The sequence below is a fragment of the Bacillus sp. S3 genome (assembly GCF_005154805.1).
In the GTDB taxonomy this organism is placed as follows: domain Bacteria; phylum Bacillota; class Bacilli; order Bacillales; family Cytobacillaceae; genus Neobacillus.
In genome coordinates, this window is sequence record NZ_CP039727.1 from 3,041,692 (window position 1) to 3,062,110 (window position 20,419).

General features: G+C 37.1%; 21 protein-coding genes and 1 riboswitch. Of the genes, 9 read left to right on the forward strand and 12 right to left on the reverse strand.

The annotated features are described in order from the left end of the window. Window positions 1-56: 56 nt before the first annotated feature. Together FAY30_RS14580 and FAY30_RS14585 are read right to left on the reverse strand one after the other, a co-directional pair. Complete coding sequence (locus FAY30_RS14580; protein WP_149870546.1) at window positions 57-1,025, reverse strand: DMT family transporter; 969 nt, start codon at window positions 1,023-1,025, stop codon at window positions 57-59. A gap of 93 nt (window positions 1,026-1,118) precedes the next feature. Beyond that, window positions 1,119-2,348, reverse strand: coding sequence for an MFS transporter (locus FAY30_RS14585; protein ID WP_149870547.1), 1,230 nt, complete (start codon window positions 2,346-2,348; stop codon window positions 1,119-1,121). A gap of 258 nt (window positions 2,349-2,606) precedes the next feature. Here FAY30_RS14585 and FAY30_RS14590 point away from each other — a divergent pair, with 258 nt between their 5' ends. Next, window positions 2,607-3,221, forward strand: coding sequence for a PH domain-containing protein (locus tag FAY30_RS14590; RefSeq protein WP_149870548.1), 615 nt, complete (start codon window positions 2,607-2,609; stop codon window positions 3,219-3,221). Window positions 3,222-3,262: 41 nt separating this feature from the next. On the opposite strand, the gene FAY30_RS14595 is transcribed toward FAY30_RS14590, so the two are convergent. Beyond that, window positions 3,263-4,078, reverse strand: coding sequence for a YitT family protein (locus tag FAY30_RS14595; RefSeq protein WP_411675455.1), 816 nt, complete (start codon window positions 4,076-4,078; stop codon window positions 3,263-3,265). A gap of 180 nt (window positions 4,079-4,258) precedes the next feature. Beyond that, window positions 4,259-4,448: riboswitch (Lysine riboswitch) on the forward strand. Window positions 4,449-4,551: 103 nt separating this feature from the next. On the opposite strand from FAY30_RS14595, the gene FAY30_RS14600 reads away from it, so the two are divergent. Then, window positions 4,552-6,033 (forward strand): amino acid permease, encoded by a 1,482-nt coding sequence (locus tag FAY30_RS14600; protein WP_149870550.1) that lies wholly within the window; start codon window positions 4,552-4,554, stop codon window positions 6,031-6,033. Window positions 6,034-6,099: 66 nt separating this feature from the next. Here the strand turns inward: FAY30_RS14600 and FAY30_RS28080 are convergent, their stop codons facing one another. Beyond that, on the reverse strand, window positions 6,100-6,318 hold the full coding sequence (locus tag FAY30_RS28080) for a helix-turn-helix domain-containing protein (protein WP_149870551.1): 219 nt from the start codon (window positions 6,316-6,318) through the stop codon (window positions 6,100-6,102). Window positions 6,319-6,473: 155 nt separating this feature from the next. Here FAY30_RS28080 and FAY30_RS27215 point away from each other — a divergent pair, with 155 nt between their 5' ends. Beyond that, window positions 6,474-6,647, forward strand: coding sequence for a hypothetical protein (locus FAY30_RS27215; protein WP_190284656.1), 174 nt, complete (start codon window positions 6,474-6,476; stop codon window positions 6,645-6,647). Between the two features lie 47 nt (window positions 6,648-6,694). Here the strand turns inward: FAY30_RS27215 and asnS are convergent, their stop codons facing one another. Beyond that, entirely contained in the window at window positions 6,695-8,086 is a 1,392-nt protein-coding gene (gene asnS / locus FAY30_RS14610) for an asparagine--tRNA ligase (protein ID WP_149870552.1), read from the reverse strand. A 206-nt stretch (window positions 8,087-8,292) separates the two neighbouring features. On the opposite strand from asnS, the gene FAY30_RS14615 reads away from it, so the two are divergent. Together FAY30_RS14615 and FAY30_RS14620 are read left to right on the forward strand one after the other, a co-directional pair. Further along, on the forward strand, window positions 8,293-8,523 hold the full coding sequence (locus FAY30_RS14615; protein ID WP_149870553.1) for a hypothetical protein: 231 nt from the start codon (window positions 8,293-8,295) through the stop codon (window positions 8,521-8,523). Between the two features lie 60 nt (window positions 8,524-8,583). Further along, window positions 8,584-8,718 carry a BA3454 family stress response protein gene (locus FAY30_RS14620; protein WP_149870554.1) on the forward strand — a complete coding sequence of 45 codons (135 nt, stop codon included), beginning with the start codon at window positions 8,584-8,586 and terminating at the stop codon, window positions 8,716-8,718. Window positions 8,719-8,777: 59 nt separating this feature from the next. Here the strand turns inward: FAY30_RS14620 and helD are convergent, their stop codons facing one another. Next, window positions 8,778-11,102 carry an RNA polymerase recycling motor HelD gene (gene helD, locus FAY30_RS14625; protein ID WP_149870555.1) on the reverse strand — a complete coding sequence of 775 codons (2,325 nt, stop codon included), beginning with the start codon at window positions 11,100-11,102 and terminating at the stop codon, window positions 8,778-8,780. Window positions 11,103-11,508: 406 nt separating this feature from the next. Here helD and FAY30_RS14630 point away from each other — a divergent pair, with 406 nt between their 5' ends. After that, window positions 11,509-12,042 carry a YceI family protein gene (locus tag FAY30_RS14630; RefSeq protein ID WP_149870556.1) on the forward strand — a complete coding sequence of 178 codons (534 nt, stop codon included), beginning with the start codon at window positions 11,509-11,511 and terminating at the stop codon, window positions 12,040-12,042. 67 nt (window positions 12,043-12,109) lie between these two features. Here FAY30_RS14630 and FAY30_RS14635 read toward each other — a convergent pair whose 3' ends face one another. The 4 genes from FAY30_RS14635 to FAY30_RS14650 all read right to left on the reverse strand — a co-directional run bounded on the left by FAY30_RS14635 (window position 12,110) and on the right by FAY30_RS14650 (window position 15,843). Then, the gene (locus FAY30_RS14635) at window positions 12,110-13,612 is read right to left on the reverse strand and encodes an aminotransferase class V-fold PLP-dependent enzyme (protein ID WP_149870557.1); all 1,503 of its coding nucleotides are present in this window, start codon (window positions 13,610-13,612) and stop codon (window positions 12,110-12,112) included. A gap of 118 nt (window positions 13,613-13,730) precedes the next feature. Continuing rightward, a complete protein-coding gene (locus FAY30_RS14640; protein ID WP_411675495.1) occupies window positions 13,731-14,066 on the reverse strand; it encodes a hypothetical protein in 336 nt (111 codons plus the stop codon). Between the two features lie 165 nt (window positions 14,067-14,231). Beyond that, on the reverse strand, window positions 14,232-15,056 hold the full coding sequence (locus FAY30_RS14645; protein WP_149870559.1) for a DUF2935 domain-containing protein: 825 nt from the start codon (window positions 15,054-15,056) through the stop codon (window positions 14,232-14,234). A 52-nt stretch (window positions 15,057-15,108) separates the two neighbouring features. Continuing rightward, window positions 15,109-15,843, reverse strand: a complete 735-nt coding sequence (locus FAY30_RS14650; protein ID WP_149870560.1) for a polysaccharide deacetylase family protein — start codon at window positions 15,841-15,843, stop codon at window positions 15,109-15,111. A 97-nt stretch (window positions 15,844-15,940) separates the two neighbouring features. On the opposite strand from FAY30_RS14650, the gene FAY30_RS14655 reads away from it, so the two are divergent. The 3 genes from FAY30_RS14655 (at window position 15,941) to FAY30_RS14665 (ending at window position 18,424) form a co-directional block, all read left to right on the forward strand. Then, window positions 15,941-16,729 carry an HAD family hydrolase gene (locus tag FAY30_RS14655; protein WP_149870561.1) on the forward strand — a complete coding sequence of 263 codons (789 nt, stop codon included), beginning with the start codon at window positions 15,941-15,943 and terminating at the stop codon, window positions 16,727-16,729. A 203-nt stretch (window positions 16,730-16,932) separates the two neighbouring features. After that, window positions 16,933-17,808: a MerR family transcriptional regulator gene (locus FAY30_RS14660; protein ID WP_149870562.1), complete on the forward strand. Its 876-nt coding sequence runs from the start codon at window positions 16,933-16,935 to the stop codon at window positions 17,806-17,808. Between the two features lie 94 nt (window positions 17,809-17,902). Continuing rightward, window positions 17,903-18,424 (forward strand): MerR family transcriptional regulator, encoded by a 522-nt coding sequence (locus FAY30_RS14665; protein ID WP_149870563.1) that lies wholly within the window; start codon window positions 17,903-17,905, stop codon window positions 18,422-18,424. A 94-nt stretch (window positions 18,425-18,518) separates the two neighbouring features. Here the strand turns inward: FAY30_RS14665 and FAY30_RS14670 are convergent, their stop codons facing one another. Next, complete coding sequence (locus FAY30_RS14670) at window positions 18,519-18,983, reverse strand: GreA/GreB family elongation factor (protein ID WP_149870564.1); 465 nt, start codon at window positions 18,981-18,983, stop codon at window positions 18,519-18,521. A 219-nt stretch (window positions 18,984-19,202) separates the two neighbouring features. Continuing rightward, window positions 19,203-20,189: an acyltransferase family protein gene (locus FAY30_RS14675; RefSeq protein WP_149870565.1), complete on the reverse strand. Its 987-nt coding sequence runs from the start codon at window positions 20,187-20,189 to the stop codon at window positions 19,203-19,205. Window positions 20,190-20,419: the final 230 nt, after the last annotated feature.

A 20,419-nucleotide genomic window follows, 5' to 3' on the forward strand; every position in this document is an offset into this window, starting at 1 on the left:
AAAATCCTTATCAATTTTGTTGATAAGGATTCGTCATTTCCATTTTATTTTTCCGCCTAAGCACTAAGTTTTTCTATTTTTGGTTTTACTTCTTTATTGGAAACATAGCTGTGCAGGATCATGCCTGCCATGATCAATGCCATGCCGCTCCATGATAAAGCTGAAGGCATTAATGAATTTAATAGTAACAATTCTCCGATAACAGCAAATAAAACTTCCATTGACTGCGTAGCCTCTACAGCAGCAAGTTTCTGCATGTCTCCCCTTACAAGATCTGTTGCATGAAAGAAGAGAATAGTTGCAATTACTCCGGAGGTTATTGCTACAAGTGCGGATTGGACGGTTTGTCCAAAGCTTGGCGGTCCGCTATCAATTAGTCCATAGATGGATAAGACAATCCAGAAGGGCAAGCTTGCAATCGTCATTCCTAATACTCGTTGAAATACATCTAGGCGGCCGCCGCAAACCTCCATCATTTTTCTATTGCCTAATGGGTAGGCAAATGATGCTGCAACAACAGGTAAGACTCCTAAAGATAAGGCAATGAAAGATAAATGGTTTGCTTGTTCCACCTGCATCAAAATGATTCCCAATAATATGATTAAGGACATTCCTAAGCCTTTAAAAGGAATTTTCCCCTTTATCCGTTTTGGGCCTTGATCGGTCATGACCGTTTCAAAAAAAAGAGGTGCCAGGAAGGAACCGGAGATGATGGTAATCTGCCAGGTTGCTGCAATCAGCCAGCCTGGGGCATATGCAGCTGAAAAACAAATAGGGGCATAGAATAATCCGAAGCCAACAGAACTCCACAGCAGCCACGAACCCGGCCGTTGTTTCATTTCCACAAATAATGGTTTTAAATTTTTCCTGGCCATTACGATGAAGAAAAGGAAGGGAAGCATGAAGAAATATCTTAACGATGCACTCCAAATCCAGCTCCCCCCTGCAAGTTCCATCGATCTATTTAGGATAAAAGTAAAGGCAAAAAAGAATGAAGCAAAGATGCCTATAATAATGGGACGCATGGTTTCTGATCTCCTTTTGTAATTCTATATATAGTGTGATTTTCCACAAAAAAAGGGAAACCAGCAAGTGGTTTCGCTAAAATACTGAACATCTTACCATGTTTGTTCATTCACATCTAAGAAAAAGTACCTCCTGCTCATTAAGGCCACTGTAAAAGAACAAAGGAAAAGTATAGTTGCCACCATAAAGGTGGTTCTTACACCAAATGATTCGGTAATCCATCCCATCAAAAGAGATGATAAACCGAAGGCACCAAATATCAATGTTCCCCTGGCTGAATAAACTTTAGCTAAAAGCTGTTCCCTTGCACTTTGTTGGATGATCGTGGTCTCGGCCACATCTCGAGCCATTTGCGGCAATCCAAACAAGAAAGAAACGAATAAAGCAAACCAAGGGATTGAGGTCGTTCCGAATAAAAAGGTAATCGCGATTAAGCTGAATGTAGACAAAAGGATTGTTTTTCCTAAATTTCTTTCTAACATACGTGAAAAGCGATAAATCAGCAGTCCCCCAAATAGCATTCCGGCAAAAAAGGACCCATTAATAAATCCCCACCAGTTCTCCCCTTTATTTAATGCCTCCGAAACATAAACAAACAAAATAGCTGCAATCCAAACCCCGTTTGCAAAGGTTTCGAGTATGTTCATCAAACTGATCGTCCGGAGCTGCTTGGAATTCCAAATGATTCTCCAACCCTCTTTTAAGACATCCATTCGCGACTGCTCTTCTTTAATCTGCTGGTTTGCAACATGATCGATAAGCCCCATTAATACACTAGAGAGCAGGTATAAGACGAAGGTAAACCAGAGAATCCTCCTTGCTCCCAAAGAAACTAATAAGATACTGCCGATGGGCCAAGCAATCAACTGAACGATTTGATTAGAAATGGCAAGTAAACTATTGGTTTTCATAAGTTTGCTTTGCTCTACAAGACTTGGAACAAGAGCGTTTCGAGCCGGTGATGCCCATCCATCTAAAAAGGAAATCAAACAGATTAGTAAATAAATTTCGAACAGCCAGCCAGCGTTTACGTTGCCTGCTAGTAAACACATACCTAATAGCAACAATGTCTTACCGCATTGGGAAAAAAATAAAATAGACTTAAGTTTGTATTTATTGATGATTAATGGTGCCAATAATCCGCTAATTAAAGCAGAAATAGTATAAAAAAACGGAACAAGCGACATATAGGTAACTGAACCAGTCGCATCAAAGATCATTTTTATTAAACATACAACATATAAAATATCACCCAGATTGGCTGACATTTGCCCAAACCAAAGAAACCGGAAAGAAACCTGTTTTCCGAAAAAAATGGACATGTTACACCCTCACTTTTTATTAAATTTTCATTTAAAAGTAAGGTGGTTTACATCGGACTTCCTCCAAGATCAATCAAATTTTTCTTTAGTATACCAGATTTCTGAATTGTTTGTTAATGACCGACAGAAATTTATGTATACTTATTTTATAAATGGCATAGAGTATTTCGTCGTCCAAAAGTTCGCTCAGGGTTGAAACCTTATGCCGCTTTGTTCGTACATAAATTTAGAAAAAAATAATAAAGTGAGGTTGACACAATGTTTGGAAAAGTAGCTGCAGATATTTTAGGATTAAGTGATGTGGGTTCAGTTATTAAGCCGGAGAATTATGATAAGGTGGATGCAGATGATTATGTTATGCATGAAGACAATGAGAAAATATATTTCTTAATCAAATCAAAATCCGATGAATATTGTTTTACAAATAATTCCCTTATACATCTTGATGGTACTAGTGCAACAAGTAAAAAGCGCATGCTTCACCGCTATAGTTATGCTACCAATAGAATTTCAGATGTTTACCTAGAAACAGCTGGAACGGTTGATCTTGATGTAGAAATTAAATTTAAAATTGGCTCGCAGCCCTTCTCCATCGACGTTCATAAGAAACATATTGAAGAAATAAAAGATTTGTACAAAGCACTTATCAAAATTTCCGAAATTTCACATGAAAATGAAATCTCGCTCCAATTTGCCAAACAAAGCCTTGATGTAGCCTCAACAACTCTTGGCCGTATCACAAGTCCTGACAGCAACTTGGTTGTTCAATTCAAAATGCTTAATCAAGCTGCCTTTCAATGGCTGGAGGATAGCAAAAAACAATATTGTGTAAAAGATTTTGGTTATGTATTTGAAAAGTATATTAATAATTAGCAAATATATAAAAATAACCCCAAATTCAGGGGTTATTTTTGTTAATGCGGGCTGGGTCTGTGAAATAGTCCCATTACTTCAATGGTTTCAGTTATATTGACAAAAGCCGCAGGATCGATTTCAGTTATTAGATGTTTCACCTCATTTAACTCATACCTTGAAATAATGGTAAATAATACATTTCGATGGTCATTAGAATAGCCGCCAACACCATCCATTATAGTCAATCCTCTGTACAAGTTAGTGAGCAAGTGCCTTCGCATTTCTTGGCCTTTTTCAGTAATTATCATGATTGTTAACTTTGCGTGATCGGTATAAATAGCATCCACTACTTTACCTGTTACAAAAATGGATACTAAAGTATTAAGTGCTACATCCCAATTAAATATAAAGCCGCTAATGAGAATGACTACTGCATTCATTCCTGAAAGCAAGGTGCCAATCGGAAAGTCTCTTTTCCGTGACACAATCATTCCGATAATATCAAATCCCCCAGTCGAACCGGAACAGCGGAACACGATTCCCACGCCAATACCTGTTAAGGCTCCTCCAAAAATCGATGATAATATGGTGTCTTTAGCAACCTCATATACAGGGACCAAATATAGACCAAATGAAATAATGATGACAGATAATATCGTATTCATGATAAACCTTTTTCCAAGCATTTTATATCCGATAATTAATAATGGAAGATTTAACAGAAAATTAGCTACTCCCGTATTAATTGGAGTGATCATGCCAAATAACATAGAAATACCGCTTAATCCGCTGCTTAACACTTGATGAGGGATTAAAAAGAGATTAAAACCTGTCACAATTATGAGGGACCCGAGTATTAAACCAAGAAACTGCAACCTATTCATCTCCTGCCACTTGTTCTTTTAATGAATATTACCGATTCTCCGTTATGAAGTAAATTAAATAGTTTTTTACAATAATAAAAAATTATCTGGAAATTTTTCCATTTGACTTTTTATAAATAATATTTATACTATATAAATATATTAACTTCATAGTATAAATCCTCATCAAACCGATGAGGTAGAGGTCGCGGTTTTTATTAGTATGGCGGACGAGGTGATGAGACTCCAATGACTCCGTTTGAAAGGAAAAGCTGCCGAAGCGTGTATTCATCTCTGGAATTGCATGCTGGGGCTGTCTCCGAATAGGAACAGAACTGTCACGTATAGCCCTACCAGCTGTGCGTGTTGAGCTATCTTTCGGAAGGTATGATGCGGGGTATTGACAATGCCATCGATTCTGCTTCGATGGCATTTTTTATTCCAAACTCCTTCTCGAAAAACAAACAGAAAAAGGAGTCATAAATATGCAAACAGCTAGACAATTAGAAGAACAGGTTTATTCAGATGAACGCACAAACAAACAGGAAACGATTGAGCTAAAACGCAGCTTAAAATCACGTCACCTTACAATGATTTCTTTAGGAGGAACGATAGGTACCGGCCTATTCCTTGCAAGCGGCGGTGCCATTCATTCTGCCGGACCTGGCGGGGCGCTCCTTTCCTATCTTGTCATCGGGGTCATGGTATACTTTTTAATGCAAAGCTTAGCTGAGATGGGTGCCTATATGCCCGTTGCCGGAAGCTTTAGCACATATGCAACAAAATTTGTTGATCCAGCTTTCGGTTTTGCACTCGGTTGGAATTACTGGTATAACTGGGCAATCACCATTGCTGCTGAATTAGCTGCTGTTACAATGATCATGAAATTCTGGTTCCCAAATACGCCATCAATTATTTGGAGCAGTACCTTTTTAGTGATTATGTTTCTATTAAATTATCTGTCTGTAAAAGGGTTTGGCGAGGCAGAGTATTGGTTTTCTCTTATTAAAGTAGTGACAGTTGTTATTTTTATCATAACTGGCACGTTAATGATATTTGGTATTATGGGCGATCATGCGATTGGATTTAAAAACTTTACAGTTGGTGATGCGCCATTCCACGGCGGGTTTATGGCCATGCTGGGAATTTTTATGGCCGCTGGATTTTCTTTCCAAGGAACCGAACTACTAGGTGTCGCAGCCGGGGAAACCGATAATCCCGAAAAGGCAATTCCTCGTGCTGTAAAATCTGTATTTTGGCGGATTCTTTTATTTTATGTGCTAGCTATATTAGTGATCGGACTTCTGATTCCATATACAAATGGAAACTTGGCCAATGGTGATGTTTCCGTCAGCCCATTCACACTTGTATTTCAAAAAGCAGGAATTGCTTTCGCAGCATCTGTCATGAATGCCGTCATTTTAACAGCCGTATTATCTGCCGGAAATTCAGGCATGTATGCTTCGACACGGATGCTCTGGGATTTAGCGCGCCAAGGAAAAGCGCCAAAATTCTTAGGCAAACTAAATAAAAGAGGCGTTCCAGTCAATGCCTTAATTGCTACAACATTAGTAGGAACATTAGCGTTCCTTGCATCATTCTTTGGTGATGGTACCGTTTATGTTTGGCTTTTAAATGCTTCTGGTATGTCAGGATTTATTGCTTGGCTTGGAATTGCCGTTTGCCACTATCGTTTCCGTAAATCATATGTTGCGCAAGGCAAGGATTTAAGCTTGCTGCCATTTAAATCAAAACTCTTTCCATTTGGACCGATTTTCGCCTTTGCTGTCTGCGGATTTGTTGTTTTAGGACAAAATTATTCAGCCTTTATGGGTGACCATATCGACTGGAATGGTGTATTAGTTTCTTACATTGGGATACCTCTTTTCCTTGTTTTATGGCTTGGATACAAATTCACCAAAAAAACAAAGGTCATTCCTTTAGAAAAATGTGACTTATCGAACTAAATTACTCATAAAAAAAAACAGACTCGATAACGAGTCTGTTTTTCGTTCATGTATGAAGAAACTACACTATGTCTCATCAGATGTCCAAACATATAAATCTTCAATCTGGCAATTCAATTCTTTGGAGATTGTCATCGCAGAATTTAGATTCATTACCTTCTTTGATATGTAGTCGTTAAGTTGACTTCTGGGAATGTTTGTACTTCTTTCCAGGCATTCCAAATCCATACCGTTTTTAGTTAATAAATCTTTGAGGTTACTTTTTTTTGCTTTATAATTTGTCAAAATGACACCTCGCTTTTGTAAAGTATACCATAGTTGGTTTATTATTGAAAGGTGCCTGACTTTCTTCTTTTCATTTACTGCAAGCGTCTTCCATTTGAAATAAAGTGTAATGACTTTGTGGTATACTTAAAAGGAATAGTAAAGGGGTGTTAGATTTGAAAAACTCAAATAACCGCTATAATAATGGTCAAACTGTAAACATTAAAGAAACGGGTGAGACTGTCACGATTTTAAAATGGCAGTATGTAAAAAATATGAAAAGATATTCTTATATCGTTAAAGAGCACCCAGGAACCTTTTTTTTCGAAGAAGAATTACAAAATCTTTAATAAAACACAACACAAAAGGAGACCCATTCGGTCTCCTTTTAAATAATTTAAAACTCCGCATTACCAGGTGTTCTTGGGAATGGGATAACATCTCTAATGTTAGACATTCCTGTTAGGTACATGATTAAACGTTCAAAACCAATCCCATAGCCTGAGTGTTTTGTTCCGCCATATTTTCTTAATTCCAAATACCACCAATAATCTTCCTCATTCATGCCAAGCTCGTTAATTTTTCCGGCCAATACTTCTTCCCGTTCTTCACGCTGGCTGCCGCCGATTAGTTCACCGATTCCCGGAACAAGTAAATCCATTGCAGCCACTGTTTTGTTATCTTCATTTAAACGCATATAGAAGGCTTTAATTTCTTTTGGATAATCAGTAACAAATACCGGGCGTTTAAAGACCTTTTCGCATAAATATCGTTCATGTTCTGTCTGCAGGTCAACACCCCATTCTACAGGATAGGCAAAGTTTTCACCTGATTCAACTAACAAATTGATTGCTTCCGTATACGTCACGCGGCCAAAATTTGCTGAATGTGCACTATTTAAACGGTCTAACAAGCCCTTTTCAATAAAACTGTTAAAGAAATTCATTTCCTCAGGAGCATGTTCGAGAACGTACCCAATTACATATTTCACCATTTCCTCGCCTAAATCCATTATATCTGGAAGCTCTGCAAATGCAAGCTCCGGTTCAATCATCCAAAATTCAGCTGCATGGCGGGCTGTATTCGAATTCTCAGCTCTAAATGTTGGTCCAAAAGTATAAACATTCCGGAATGCTAACGCAAATGACTCAGCTGAAAGCTGTCCACTTACAGTCAGATTCGTTTCTTTACTAAAAAAGTCCTGGCTTAAATCTGCTTTACCCTCTTCATTTTTTGGCAAATTGTCCATATCGAGGGTGGTGACCCGGAACATTTCCCCTGCCCCTTCGGTATCACTGCCTGTGATGATTGGAGAGTGCACATAAACAAATCCTTTTTCTTGGAAAAATTTATGTATTGCATATGACGCTAGGGATCTTACCCGGAATACAGCTGAAAATGTATTGGTCCTTGGGCGTAAATGTGCGATCGTTCTTAAATATTCGAAGGAATGCTTTTTCTTTTGTAATGGATAATCCACATTTGATATTCCCTCAACGACAATGTCCGTTGCTTTAATTTCAAATGGCTGCTTTGCTTGGGGAGTATGAACAAAATCCCCAACTACTTTAATAGAAGAACTAATCGGAAGCTTAGCAATTTCCTTGAAGTTCTCCAGTTCTTCATCAAATACAATTTGTACCCCTTTAAAAAAGCTGCCATCATTCAATTCAATGAACCCAAAGGTTTTGGAATCACGAATCGTCCGAATCCATCCAGACAATTGTACCTTTTGCTCAATATAACTTTCCGTATTTCTGTATAAGTCCTTAATTAAGGTCTGCTTCATTGGTTTTCCTCCTAAATCATATGTAAAAGGTTCAGCTTTTATATTATATCAAAGAAGCAATATTCAACAAAATATCTAGATAAGTAAAATAGAAGTTAATTAGATGTTTGTTTTTCTAAAATTTTCAGAAAATTAGCAGGAAAAAGTTAGCTTATGGTCGAATTTATATTTTAATAACGAATCGATTCTAGATAGGAGGTTACTTTGTGGACAAAGTTACTTGTATTGCCTATTTGTTGTACAAGTCTTCTAAGAATCAAGACATCAGAGAAAAGGCTATTCAATTATTGAATGGCGATGTATCCATTCGGGATTTAAAAAGAAATAGTTCCATTCATGCCCATCTAGTGATTGCTGAATCTTTACTAAAAAAGAACAAAATAGATAAAAACCAAGTACAGCTATTTGCTGAAGAATTTATGGCTCTCGAGGTTTAAAGCTTCCTTTTGGAAGTTTTTTTTATACAACTAATCTTATAATAAGGAAAGGTGATTTTTATGGTACAAGTGGAAGTAACAATAACTTTTGAAGGAAAATGCTATTTAACAAATGTCATTACTAGTCGTGAAACCTCCGATGATGAAATATTACGCCTTGCCTTTGAACAAGTACAAAAACAATGGAAAAAGTAAGATTTCAAAAGAATAAGCTGTAGAATTGCATATAATTCTACAGCCTTTTATGTGCCAGTTTAGATTAAATCATAAGTATCTCGGGAGACAGATGCCATGAGCGGACTAATTCCGTCTGTTGTAAGCATATACAACTCATGCATCGCACGTGTGCAAACTGTATAGAATAATTTCCGTTCACTTTCCCTCTTATATTGAGAACAATCATACAGAATAACAGCATCAAATTCGATTCCTTTTGCCAAATAAGAGGGAATCACAAGATTTCCCTTCTCATAGGAAATTGTCCCTTTTTCAATTAAATGAAGGGGAATTTCATTTTTAAGAGCTTTATAAACGGCCTTACTTTCTCCAGCAGTCCTGCAGATCACGGCGATTGTGCGATGTCCTTCATCGTTAAATTCCTTCATTTTTGAAAGAATAGCGTTATTTACGTTTTCTTTTCCTATTTCTTCTATTGTCGGCTTTGTGCCTCTGCGGTTAAAAGGGACTATTTTTTCGCCGCCTTCAATCAAACCACTTGTAAATTCAACAATTTCCCTTGTGGAACGATATGTCTTTGTTAATACAAAGGCTTCTACTTCCTCATCACTATTGTTCAAATCAGTAAGAACTGTCTCTGAACCCGTCGCACCGGAAAAGATTGCCTGATTGAAGTCACCAAGCAGCGTCATTTTACTATAAGGGAAAAGCCCTTGGATAAATGCGAATTGGAATGGAGAATAATCCTGCGCTTCATCAATGAATATATGGCGAATCCCAGTGTTTGATTTCCGGCCTTCAATTAAATCCTGGAGGTATACATATGGTGTCGCATCCTCATACGGAATAATCATGTTGGTTATATTCTCTATTGTATGTGTGCAAATGTCCGCCCAGTTTTGGGGAAGAGATTCATTTGACCTCACCGCTTGTGAAAATAATTGCAGATAGATTTGAGTGGCGTCAACAAATTTCAACTTCTTTACTCTTGCAAATAAGGGCCTAAACTTTTCCTTCACGACCATTTCTGCAAGGAGCTTTTGTTCCCGCTCAAAATCATCGAATGTATTATCAGAGAAGCGATCTTTCTCTTGTAGTCTTTTGAATACCTCCATATAATCTTCTTTTTCAAGAAATTGGATTTCCTCCTCCACCCAGCTCCTAGAACGCTCCCGTTTGACGGCACGTCTTAATTCTTTTAGTAACCATTCCTTGACGAGCTGAACCCTATTTGGAATCGAATAACTTTTTTCAAGAGAATAAAAATAATTATGAATCTCCTTTTTCGAAATGAGTACATCTCCTCTAAAGAATAAATCCATAAAAATTAAACCGTGGCTGGATAATTGGGCTGCATATCGATCAATGATGTTTTTAAATTCCAGGCTTGATTTGAAACAAATTCCTTCTACTCTTGTCTGATAACCTTTATCCTCTTTGCCACTGAGCAAATACTCTATTTGTACGAATGGATCCTCTACCTCAAACGAATTTCCAAACCTTTGATGTAAGTATTCCTGGAAAGTGGATTGCTGCATATTTTCTTCACCAAGCTCTGGTAACACGGTAGCAACGTAACTGTTAAAAAGGGGGTTCGGTGAGAATAGCATGATATTTTCTGCATTTAATGTCCCTCGATACCGATACATTAGGTAGGCAACACGCTGCAGAGCCGCGGAGGTTTTACCGCTTCCTGCTGCCCCTTGGACGAGGAGGACTTTACTGCGCTCGTTCCGAATAATTTCATTCTGTTCCCGCTGAATCGTGGCAACAATACTTTTCATTTGCGTGCTTGCATTGTTCCCAAGAACCTCTTGCAGCATTTCATCCCCTATGGTTATCCCTGTATCAAACATTCCTTTAATTTCTGCATTTCGGATAATAAACTGGCGCTTTAATGTCATTTCCCCTTCGATTGTTCCTTCAGGCGTATGGTATTGTGCGAGCCCTGGAGAATAGTCATAATATAGGCTCGAAATGGGTGCGCGCCAATCATAGATTAAGAAGGTTTCATCGTGTTTATCCATCAATGATGTAATCCCTAAATAAACTTGATCGGGTGCTTTTTCACCTTTTTCAAAAAAATCAATCCGTCCAAAATAAGGGGAATCTTTTAATCTGGCGAGAGTTTTTAGATGTTGATCCAATTGTTTATGTGTCCGCTCACGTTCGGACAGCATTTCAGCCTGCTGCTTTATACTTGCTGCTGTTTCGATCATATCATCCGGCTCATCTAAATTTACGGTTACATCTTCCCAAAAGGTCTTGCGAATTTCGAGAACATCTGAGCGAACCTTACCAGTATTTTGCTCTAAATTTTTCACTTTTTGATCAATTTCCTCTACAACTGAACTGACCCGTTCCTGTTCTATATGCCAGTCTTTGTTTTGTAAATCGCTCATTTAACCACTCTCCAGATAAAATATAGATCCAATTGCTTGACAACCGATTTTTATTGTGTTAATGTTATAATAGGTTATTTGTAATCACCTATAATATAACTTTTTATTCCAAATGTCATTTTATCATGATTCTTATACCTTTTCAAGAAAATATTTCAAAATGTAAAGGCTGATTATAGGCTTTTTTTTTATTCCTTTTTACTCTCCTCTTCTCTTCCACTTTATGATCCACACGAATACTGGCCATCTCAACTAAGCTTATTTTAATAGTATTGGAAAAAGTGCGAAAAAAATTAATAAAAAACAATTGACAATATAGTAGCAATCAACATATAATTTATTTTGAAATTAGTTATTTTAAATTCAAGATAAATCACTTCAAAACAAAATGGAGGAGAAATGAACAATGGCAAAAACTAAATGGGCTTTAGATCCTGCACACAGCAGTGTAGATTTTTCTGTTCGTCACATGATGATTGCAAACGTAAAAGGTACCTTCAATAGCTTTAACGCTTCAATTGAAGCGGATCCAGCTGATTTAACAACAGCAAGTATTGAATTTTCCGTAGAAACAGCAAGTGTGGATACCCGTAGTAAAGACCGTGATGCTCACTTAGTATCTACGGATTTCTTTGATGTAGAAAATCATCCAAATATGACCTTCAAATCGACTAGCATCGAAAAAACAGATGAAGGTGAATACAATGTTACCGGTGATTTAACCCTTCGCGGATTGACAAAACAAGAAACCTTCTTCGTTACTTTTGAGGGTCAGGGAAAAGATCCATGGGGAAATGAGAAGGCTGGCTTCAGTGCTACAGGTACTGTGAATCGTTCAGACTATGGTTTAGTCTGGAATGCAGCCCTTGAAACCGGAGGTGTCCTTGTCGGAGACAAAGTCAAAATCAACCTACAAATCCAAGCAGCTAAAGCAGAATAATATATTATTATAAAAGAGGCCGCTCCATTTAATATGGGGATGCCTCTTTCCTTCATAGCTTACCCATTCATTCCATCCGGAATAATGGCGACATATCTTCGCGAATGTGATCAATATAGAAATAATCATTACTTGCCGAATCATATACGTAGTCCTTTTTCCAATCGTCGATATTTACAATAATCTCCTTGATTGCCTTTACAAACAAAAGGATTTCCTCATTTGTCATAATAGGGTGGATCGAGAACCGTACCCACCCCGGTTTAACCGACATATCACCTTGGTTTATTTTTTCAGTGATCAGTTTAGAAGTCTTTTTATCAATTTGAAACAGATAATGCCCGTATGTCCCTGCGCAGGAACACCCTCCTCTTACCTGTATACCAAATCGATCATTCAGCAAACGAACAATTAAATTGTAATGGATGTTATCGATTATAAGCGAGACGATTCCAAGACGATTCTTTATTTGCCCGCTTAATATATGGACACCTGGAACGCCCTCTAAGTTTGAGAATAACAGGTTAAGCAGTTCCTTCTCCCTTTTTAATATATTCTCCACGCCCATTTGGTCTTTTAGATTTAAGCAAAGGGCCGTCCGAATGGCTTGAAGTATTCCCGGTGTGCCTCCATCTTCACGTAATTCAATTGCTTCATAATATTGATGCTCACCCCAAGGATTTGTCCATGTTACTGTTCCGCCGCCAGGGTGGTCAGGAATTTTATTCTTATAAATTCTTGAATCAAAAACCAAAACTCCACTCGTTCCTGGCCCCCCTAAGAACTTATGTGGGGAGAAAAGGACTCCATCGAGTTTTTCAAGCGGATCTTTAGGGTGCATATTTATTTTTACATATGGTGCGGAAGCGGCAAAATCAACAAAACAAAGACCTCCATGCTGATGCATCAGTTTTGCGAGTTGATGATAAGGGGTTAGAATCCCGGTAACATTTGAACAGGCTGTGAATGAACCAATTTTCAAGCGTCGATTCTTATACAAAATCAACAGTTGTTCAAGATGCTGAACATCCACTCTACCTTCTGAATCAGGTTTAATTAACACTACATCCCCCAATGTCTCTAACCAGGATGTTTGATTCGAATGGTGTTCCATATGTGTCAAAAAAACCACTGGTCTTTCATCCTCGGACAGCACGATTTGATCCTTCCATTGTTCAGGGACACGGATTCCTAACATGCGTTGCAGCTTGTTGATCACGGATGTCATTCCAAATCCATCAAGGATTACAACATCATAAGGATCTGCATTTACATGTTCTTTAATAATGGTTTTAGATTGCTTATAAATTCCGGTCATCATTAAACTAGTGATATTTGATTCTGTATGGGTATTGGCCATAAAGGGCCCAAACACTTCAGAAATCTTTTGCTCAATCGGCCGATATAAACGCCCGCTTGCCGTCCAGTCCGCATAAATAATATTCTTTTTTCCATAGGGAGACTCAAATTCTTGGTTCATCCCAATCACATGTGAGCGAAACGTTTGAAAATAGTCCTCGAGGTGATCGGGGATTCGAAAGGTTTTACTTCCAATATTGGCAATGATCATGTATGCCACACCTCACAGCATTAGTCCTGTTATTCACTATATGCAGGACACTTTAGTGCCGTTTCAACCGCCTAGATAAAAAATAACCCCATCATAACATGAATAGGGTTGTAGAGACTTAATATGTAGTAATCCGAGCAGATTCCTTCTTTGTTACCTCGTCAATTTTTTGAATAAACATTTGAAACACTCTTCTCTTTTCCTCGAGGTCCTTTATATATTCCTTCAATTGGTTATAGCTTTCTTCAAATGGTTTATGGTACATTTCACGAATTTTTTCGATAATTTCCTCGTTTACTGTTGATTGAATGACCTGTTTGGTAATTCCATATTTATAAGAATATACCTTCAATTCCTGTGCCACTTCATCATATTCATTGGCAATTTCAGTCAGGACTAGTGAAATATCATCCTTCCAATCATCTAATGATTTCTGTAAATACGATTTTACCATTGTTTCTTCCAAATAAAACACCCGCCCTACTAGAGTCTAGTTCATATTTACACTATTATAACGATGATTGATTACATTGAGGTTTCGAACAGTTTACAGATTTTTATCATTCCCTTGATGAAAAAACTGTGCCTCCCCAATTGAGTATGGCACAATCTCTCCATTCTAACTAAAGGACGGTTTCCTTAAAGAACAATGAGCACCCTCTGAGTGAAGTTCGGGTGCAAATTCTGATAATTTTTTTATAAAATAACAGGTTTCTGGAAAGTGATGTTCCAAGAACCTTAAAGTAGTCTTATTTAATAGTCTCTCTCCTCTGTACTTTTCAACAATAGAACGTATATACTGATTCATTTCAATGACAGTCTTGCCGACTTCTAGTGCCAGTTCTTTCTGCCGTGGGAAACCCTGTTCAGTAAATCGTAAAAATCCCTTTATATGATGATTTTGCAGGATAAACATCTGAAATCTTTGTGCGTACACATCTGTTTGCCTGTCTACTGCTAATTCTATCGGATCTATTAAATTCCTTAATAAAATTATATGCCCCAATTGGTCCTCTAACCATAAATCCAATAATTGATCAAGCCTTAGAGGTGCAGGACGCTGACCGTTTACATAATAAGATAGTAACCGTAAATATTCTTGATTTTCACTTAAGGTTCCATTGAAATACGTCGGCGATAAATTTATGTTAATCTGATTTTTAAGTCTTAAATTCTGCACATTCCCTTCAAAACGGAAATAGTCATAAGCAACCGAATACGACTGATTAGCGAATCCAGTCATTTCACTCGATGAAACATCGAATACTGGATCCAATTGCCAAAGATGATTGAGCAAAGTGTCAAACGACTGTATAAACCTTTTAGCTATTTCAATTTCCTGTATTTGTTCAACAGACAAATGATCGCGGACAAAATTAGCATGATCCTGCAATATTTCCAGCCAAAATAAATGCTCTTCCCACACACGCAGCTTATTTGCCATCCAGATCCCCCCTCTCAATGAGCATATTCACTTCCGCCTGAAATATTGTTATTTATTCAATCCTTACTGCTTTTGCAAACTCCTTGATTGTGGTTGAATATTTAATATAGGTTCTAGGAAGGAGATACAACTCATTTTTCACTCCAGAAGATGAAAAGGGCCCTGGAGTAGTTGTAAGACCGTATAGATAATACTTTTTGGTATCTGTAATTACCTTTTCATTCGTGTTTCCATATGGATATGATAGAGCGATAACTGGTTTACCAGTAATTTGCTGGATCTTTTCCTTTGCATACTTTAGTTCGTATGTTAAATTGGTTGATTTCGTTAAATCTGGGTGTGTCGCAGTATGTGATTGAATTGAGATTAAACCGGAGTCTGTCATCCGTTTTAGATCCACAGACGAAAGTCGGTTAGTGCGGCCAATAAAATCCGAAATGACAAAGATGGTACCTGCGGGCTTAAAATACTTTGTATGAAGCTTTTGAAAAACGGCAAAAGCATTTAGATTATTTTTATAGCCATCATCAAAGGTAATAAAGATTGGTTTCTCTACCTTATTGCGATCCTGCCATTGCTCAAATGTTAATAACGTATAACCATGATCTCTTAAAAAGATGATTTGCTTTTCAAAGTTTTCTGGTGTTACATAAAGCTCTTTAGATCCATGACCAGTATATTCTGCAATGGAGTGATAAACTAAGATTGGTACATTCCCCACCGCAGACACCTTTTCCCCAAGAGTCAGCAAGAGAATAAATAAGAATAGAGATAAAACCTTTTTCATCAAATTACCTCACTTCATTTAATTGGAGTTGCTTTTTTTATATTATTAAACGCAAACGTGGTAAACTAGTCATAATAATAGAAAAAGGAGATTCTGCATGACGGATTACAACGTTTTATTTCTAGATATTGACGGCACCATCTTATCTGAGGATGATACGATTGAAGAATCGACCAAAACGGCTATTTCTCAGGTTCAAGCGAAAGGATTGGAAGTTTTTTTAGCCACAGGAAGACCTCTTCATGAAATTGATGAGATAGCAAAGGAATTAAACATTCGTTCATATATTGGTTATAACGGAGCATATGCAATCTATAATGGGGAAGACATTTTTCTGGAACCAATGGACTCTATATTAGTTAAACAATTTATGAAGACCGCAGCTGAGCACAATCATGAAGTAGTGCTTTTTTCGAATCAACAGAACTTAATAACAGATTTCGATGCACCAGGGATACCAGAATTCATGAAAATGTTTCATTTAACTAAAAATGAAGTTTATTCTCCAGAGTTGAATGTTGATATATTAGGGATGACTTTAGTCAATTTGAAAAATGATGAACTAGCTCTATACGAAAGTGAAGGCAGCATTCATTTATCCCAAGTCAATGTTGATGGAATGCGCCATTGCTATGATGTCATAAGGGATAGAGTGAATAAAGGTATTGGGGTTCAAATGGTTTTAGAGCGTCTTGGCATTCCGAGGGAAAGCTCGATTGCCTTTGGAGATGGCATGAACGATAAGGAAATGCTGCAAATTGTTGGCGAAAGCTTTGCCATGGGGAACGGACACCCTGATATTTTCCAATATGCCAAGCATAAAACGACTGATGTAACTGACTCTGGTATATATAATGGGTTGAAAAAACTCGGTTTAGTTGAATAAAGTGATAAAAAAGTGCAGTCAATTTCAGCGGAAATTGACTGCACTTTTTTTATAGCGGCTGATAGCGCGAAAAATATGTTGCTATTTCGTGATTTACGTCTTGTTTTGATAGCTTTTGTCATACAGCAGGAAAAACAGCTACCCGATGGTGAATACCTATGCTAGAAGAAATATTTCCGAGAGATAGAAAGGAATGATAGTGTTTGAAGACCTATACTTTAAAAGAAGTGTCCAAAAAAATAAATGTTACCCCATCAATTGTACGTCAGTGGGAAAAGGACTTTGTGGATTATCTTGATATTCCCCGTTCAAAACAAGGAGCCCGAATTTATTCAGATTTGGAGATTGACCAATTGTTAGAAATAAAACAAATGGCCGAAAAAAAAATCAGTAAAGATGCAATCAGACAATGGTTGCAAAAAGTACAGAACCCTGAAGTAAAAGAAAGCACACCTGCATCCGAGGTCACCTTAGAAATTATCTCCGAAAAAGATATGATACCTGTCCCCGTAGAAGAAAGCGCCCTTAAAAACACCGAGCTTTTTTTCGAAGCAATGGAAACCTATAAAAAAACGTTCTTAAATGAAATCAAGGATGAAATTCGCAGTGTGGTTCGCAAGGAAGTTTTAGAAGAAGTGAAAAAAGAAATAACAAAGGGTACGTATTATACAGTGAAATCCATTTCAGACTCCGTCTATAAATCAACTGCAAATACAAAAGCAGAAATACTTGAGTTATCGAATACCATTGAAAAAGCTTCAGAGACTACGGCTGACTCCTTGCAATACCTTGCCAAAAATATGACAGCCGCTTCACTTGAGACCTCTGAAGAAATCTTTTCACTTTCAAAGCAGTTATCGGAAACATCTAATGAATTATCTCACTATGTTGATCTAACAAACAGTGAAATATCCAGCTTATCAGAAACCATTTCAAAGGACCGTGAATTCTTTGTTGAAGAGCGCAATCAATACCGCCATGAAGTTACACAACGAGAATTAGCATTCCAGCAAATGTTGACCAGTTTTCGAGATGTAGCTGCGGCAAGAGAAAAGAAATGGTGGAAATTCTGGTCATAATTCCTTTAATGAAATGCTCCTTTAATTCTTGTGTGTTTTACTAATATAACGTCACTCATGGTTTTGGGTCATTTTAACATTAGGGGGATTCGACATGAATACAAGTGAAGTAGCAAAATTATTAGGAGTATCTGCAAGTACGGTTCAGCGCTGGGTAAAGCAGCTCGCTCTGCCGATGGAAAAAAATGAGCGTGGACATTATCACTTTAGCAGCGATGATATTAATCTGTTAAAAGAAATTCATGAACAACTGCAAAACGGAACATTGCTGCATGAAATAACTCCCGTGAGTGAGAAAAGAAGTGTGCGCAGAGGGGGTGTAAAAACAGTTGAAAATGACAAAGCAATTGATAAATTAGCAGCGAAAGTGAGCGAATTAGAAGTGAGTTTGAATGCAAAGGCAGATTCAGTTGCTTCCTATCAACTCCTTCAACATCGCCAAGAAATAGAAGAATTGCAAGATCAAGTAAAAATAGTCACATTACAACTGGAAAAACTGCAAAAACAGATAAACGAGTTGACAGCACCTCAACGTTTCGACCAATCGATCAGTATGGATCAAAGCAAAATAAAGCGAAAAAAGAAGAATTTCGTCAGTTCTATATTTGGTTTCTAGCTTTCAATATTTATCTACACATAAAAGACCGGCCATAGTGTATGGTCGGTCTATTTGTTGTATCGACTTAAAACAACCATCAGCACGCGGATAATCAAGCTTCTTTATAATGATTTTCCATCCCAAATAGGTCACCAACATATGAAATATCTTTGACTGTTAACGGCAGATCTCCTGTAGGAATCTTAAGGGAAATCTGCTCACCTAGTGACCTGAGTAGCAGTTGCCTGCCAACCGGAGATAAAAAGGAAATAAACCCTTTATCTGGATCTGACTGTTCAGGCAGACAAATGACAAATTCTTCTGTTTCATTGTCCTCATCGTAAAGTACTGTCACCTTTGTTCCGATAAGAACCTTTGGAAATAATGTAACGAAACCCTTTTTGCTGTTCTTTGACAATAAATCCTCAACTTCTAAGACATACAGGTTAAAAAAGTGTTTAATCCTTTCTTGGATGGGCGTTGAAGATAAATAAAGATGGGTTAATTCCTTGATATTTTCATCTATATATCTTAATTGCTGCAAATAAAATTCGCGTGACAAGTTACTATGGTTCATAATAGATAGCCTCCAAACTAGGGTCAAACTTCCTGCCGCACTTCATTAATTGATTCATATGAACTCCTCCTAAATAAAAAATGAAATCTTCACAACCTTGGAGGAATAAATCCTTCAAAAACGGATGGAAGATCTTAGTATAATCTTACCATATGTAGACAGAAATGTCGCCAATATGGAAGAATAAGAAAAGCCGAACGTAACAGTACGTTCGGCTTCTTAAACCTCGAGCTCAACCAGCGGCCGGGTATATTTTTTAATAACATAACTTCCCAAGGTGATACAGATAATAAAGGAAAGAACGATCAGTAACAGGTAATTCCCTGAAATGAATGGTAAACTTTCATCCGGCAAAACAGCTTGAAGCAATTTAATAATAAAACCATGGAATAAATAGACATACAGTGTCCTTTCCCCTATTTTGGTCAACTTATATTGAGTTGATGGAATCAAAGCTAAAAATCCAAATACTACGATTAAAGTAACCCCATATTGGAATGCCCGTATGAACCCATCAAACCAATCCACTCCGCCCATATTCTCATAGGAAGTATCACCTAACAGCCATGGAACTGCATCTTTTGGAAAGCTCGATCCAAAGAATAACATTGTCGCAATCATGATGACCATACCGGCTGGAAGCGAATATTTTCCCCTAACCACTTGTTTTAGCTGATTTCCATTAAGTAAATAACCCAATAAAAAATATGGAAAGAAGACAAATGTTCTTGATAAGCTTAAAAAGCTGCCCACATTGTCCACATATCCAATGACAATTCCTAATACAAGAGCTAAAGCAAAACCAATCCAGCTGAGTCTTGCAAAAACAAATAACAGCAGAATCCAAAAAAAGAAACTTAATAAAAACCATAGTGTCCAATGAGGATGCAAAAAATCGAAGGTTAATCGCTCTTCCTTCCCGATTAAGAAATAAAAAATGGAATAAATAATTTGAAAGATAAAATAAGGGATTAGTATTCTTTTTATTGTCTTGGTTATATACCCTTTCTTTCTAAACCCTTTCGCAAAATATCCAGAGATGAAGATAAAGGCAGGCATATGGAATAAAAAAATTACCGTATATAATGTGAAAAGTATTCCATCCTGTTCTTTTAACGGACTTATTAAATGCCCGAACACAACGAGAAAAATCAAAATGAATTTTGCATTATCGAAATATTTACTCCTTTTTGAAGTAACAGCCATTCTATCACCCCGCTGATTATTTTTCTTAAAAAGATATTTAAATATATTTTTAAGACTAACAATAATTGATGAGATAAATATCTGTATTATTATTTTAACCTAAAAACATTACATCCTTATGTATTTAAAATTACTTTCTATTGCATTAAAATTACAATTCCACAATAGCAATACCATTTACCTATGAAAAATTTACCACCCTAAATTTTTGGAATGAATGGTCTTGTTGA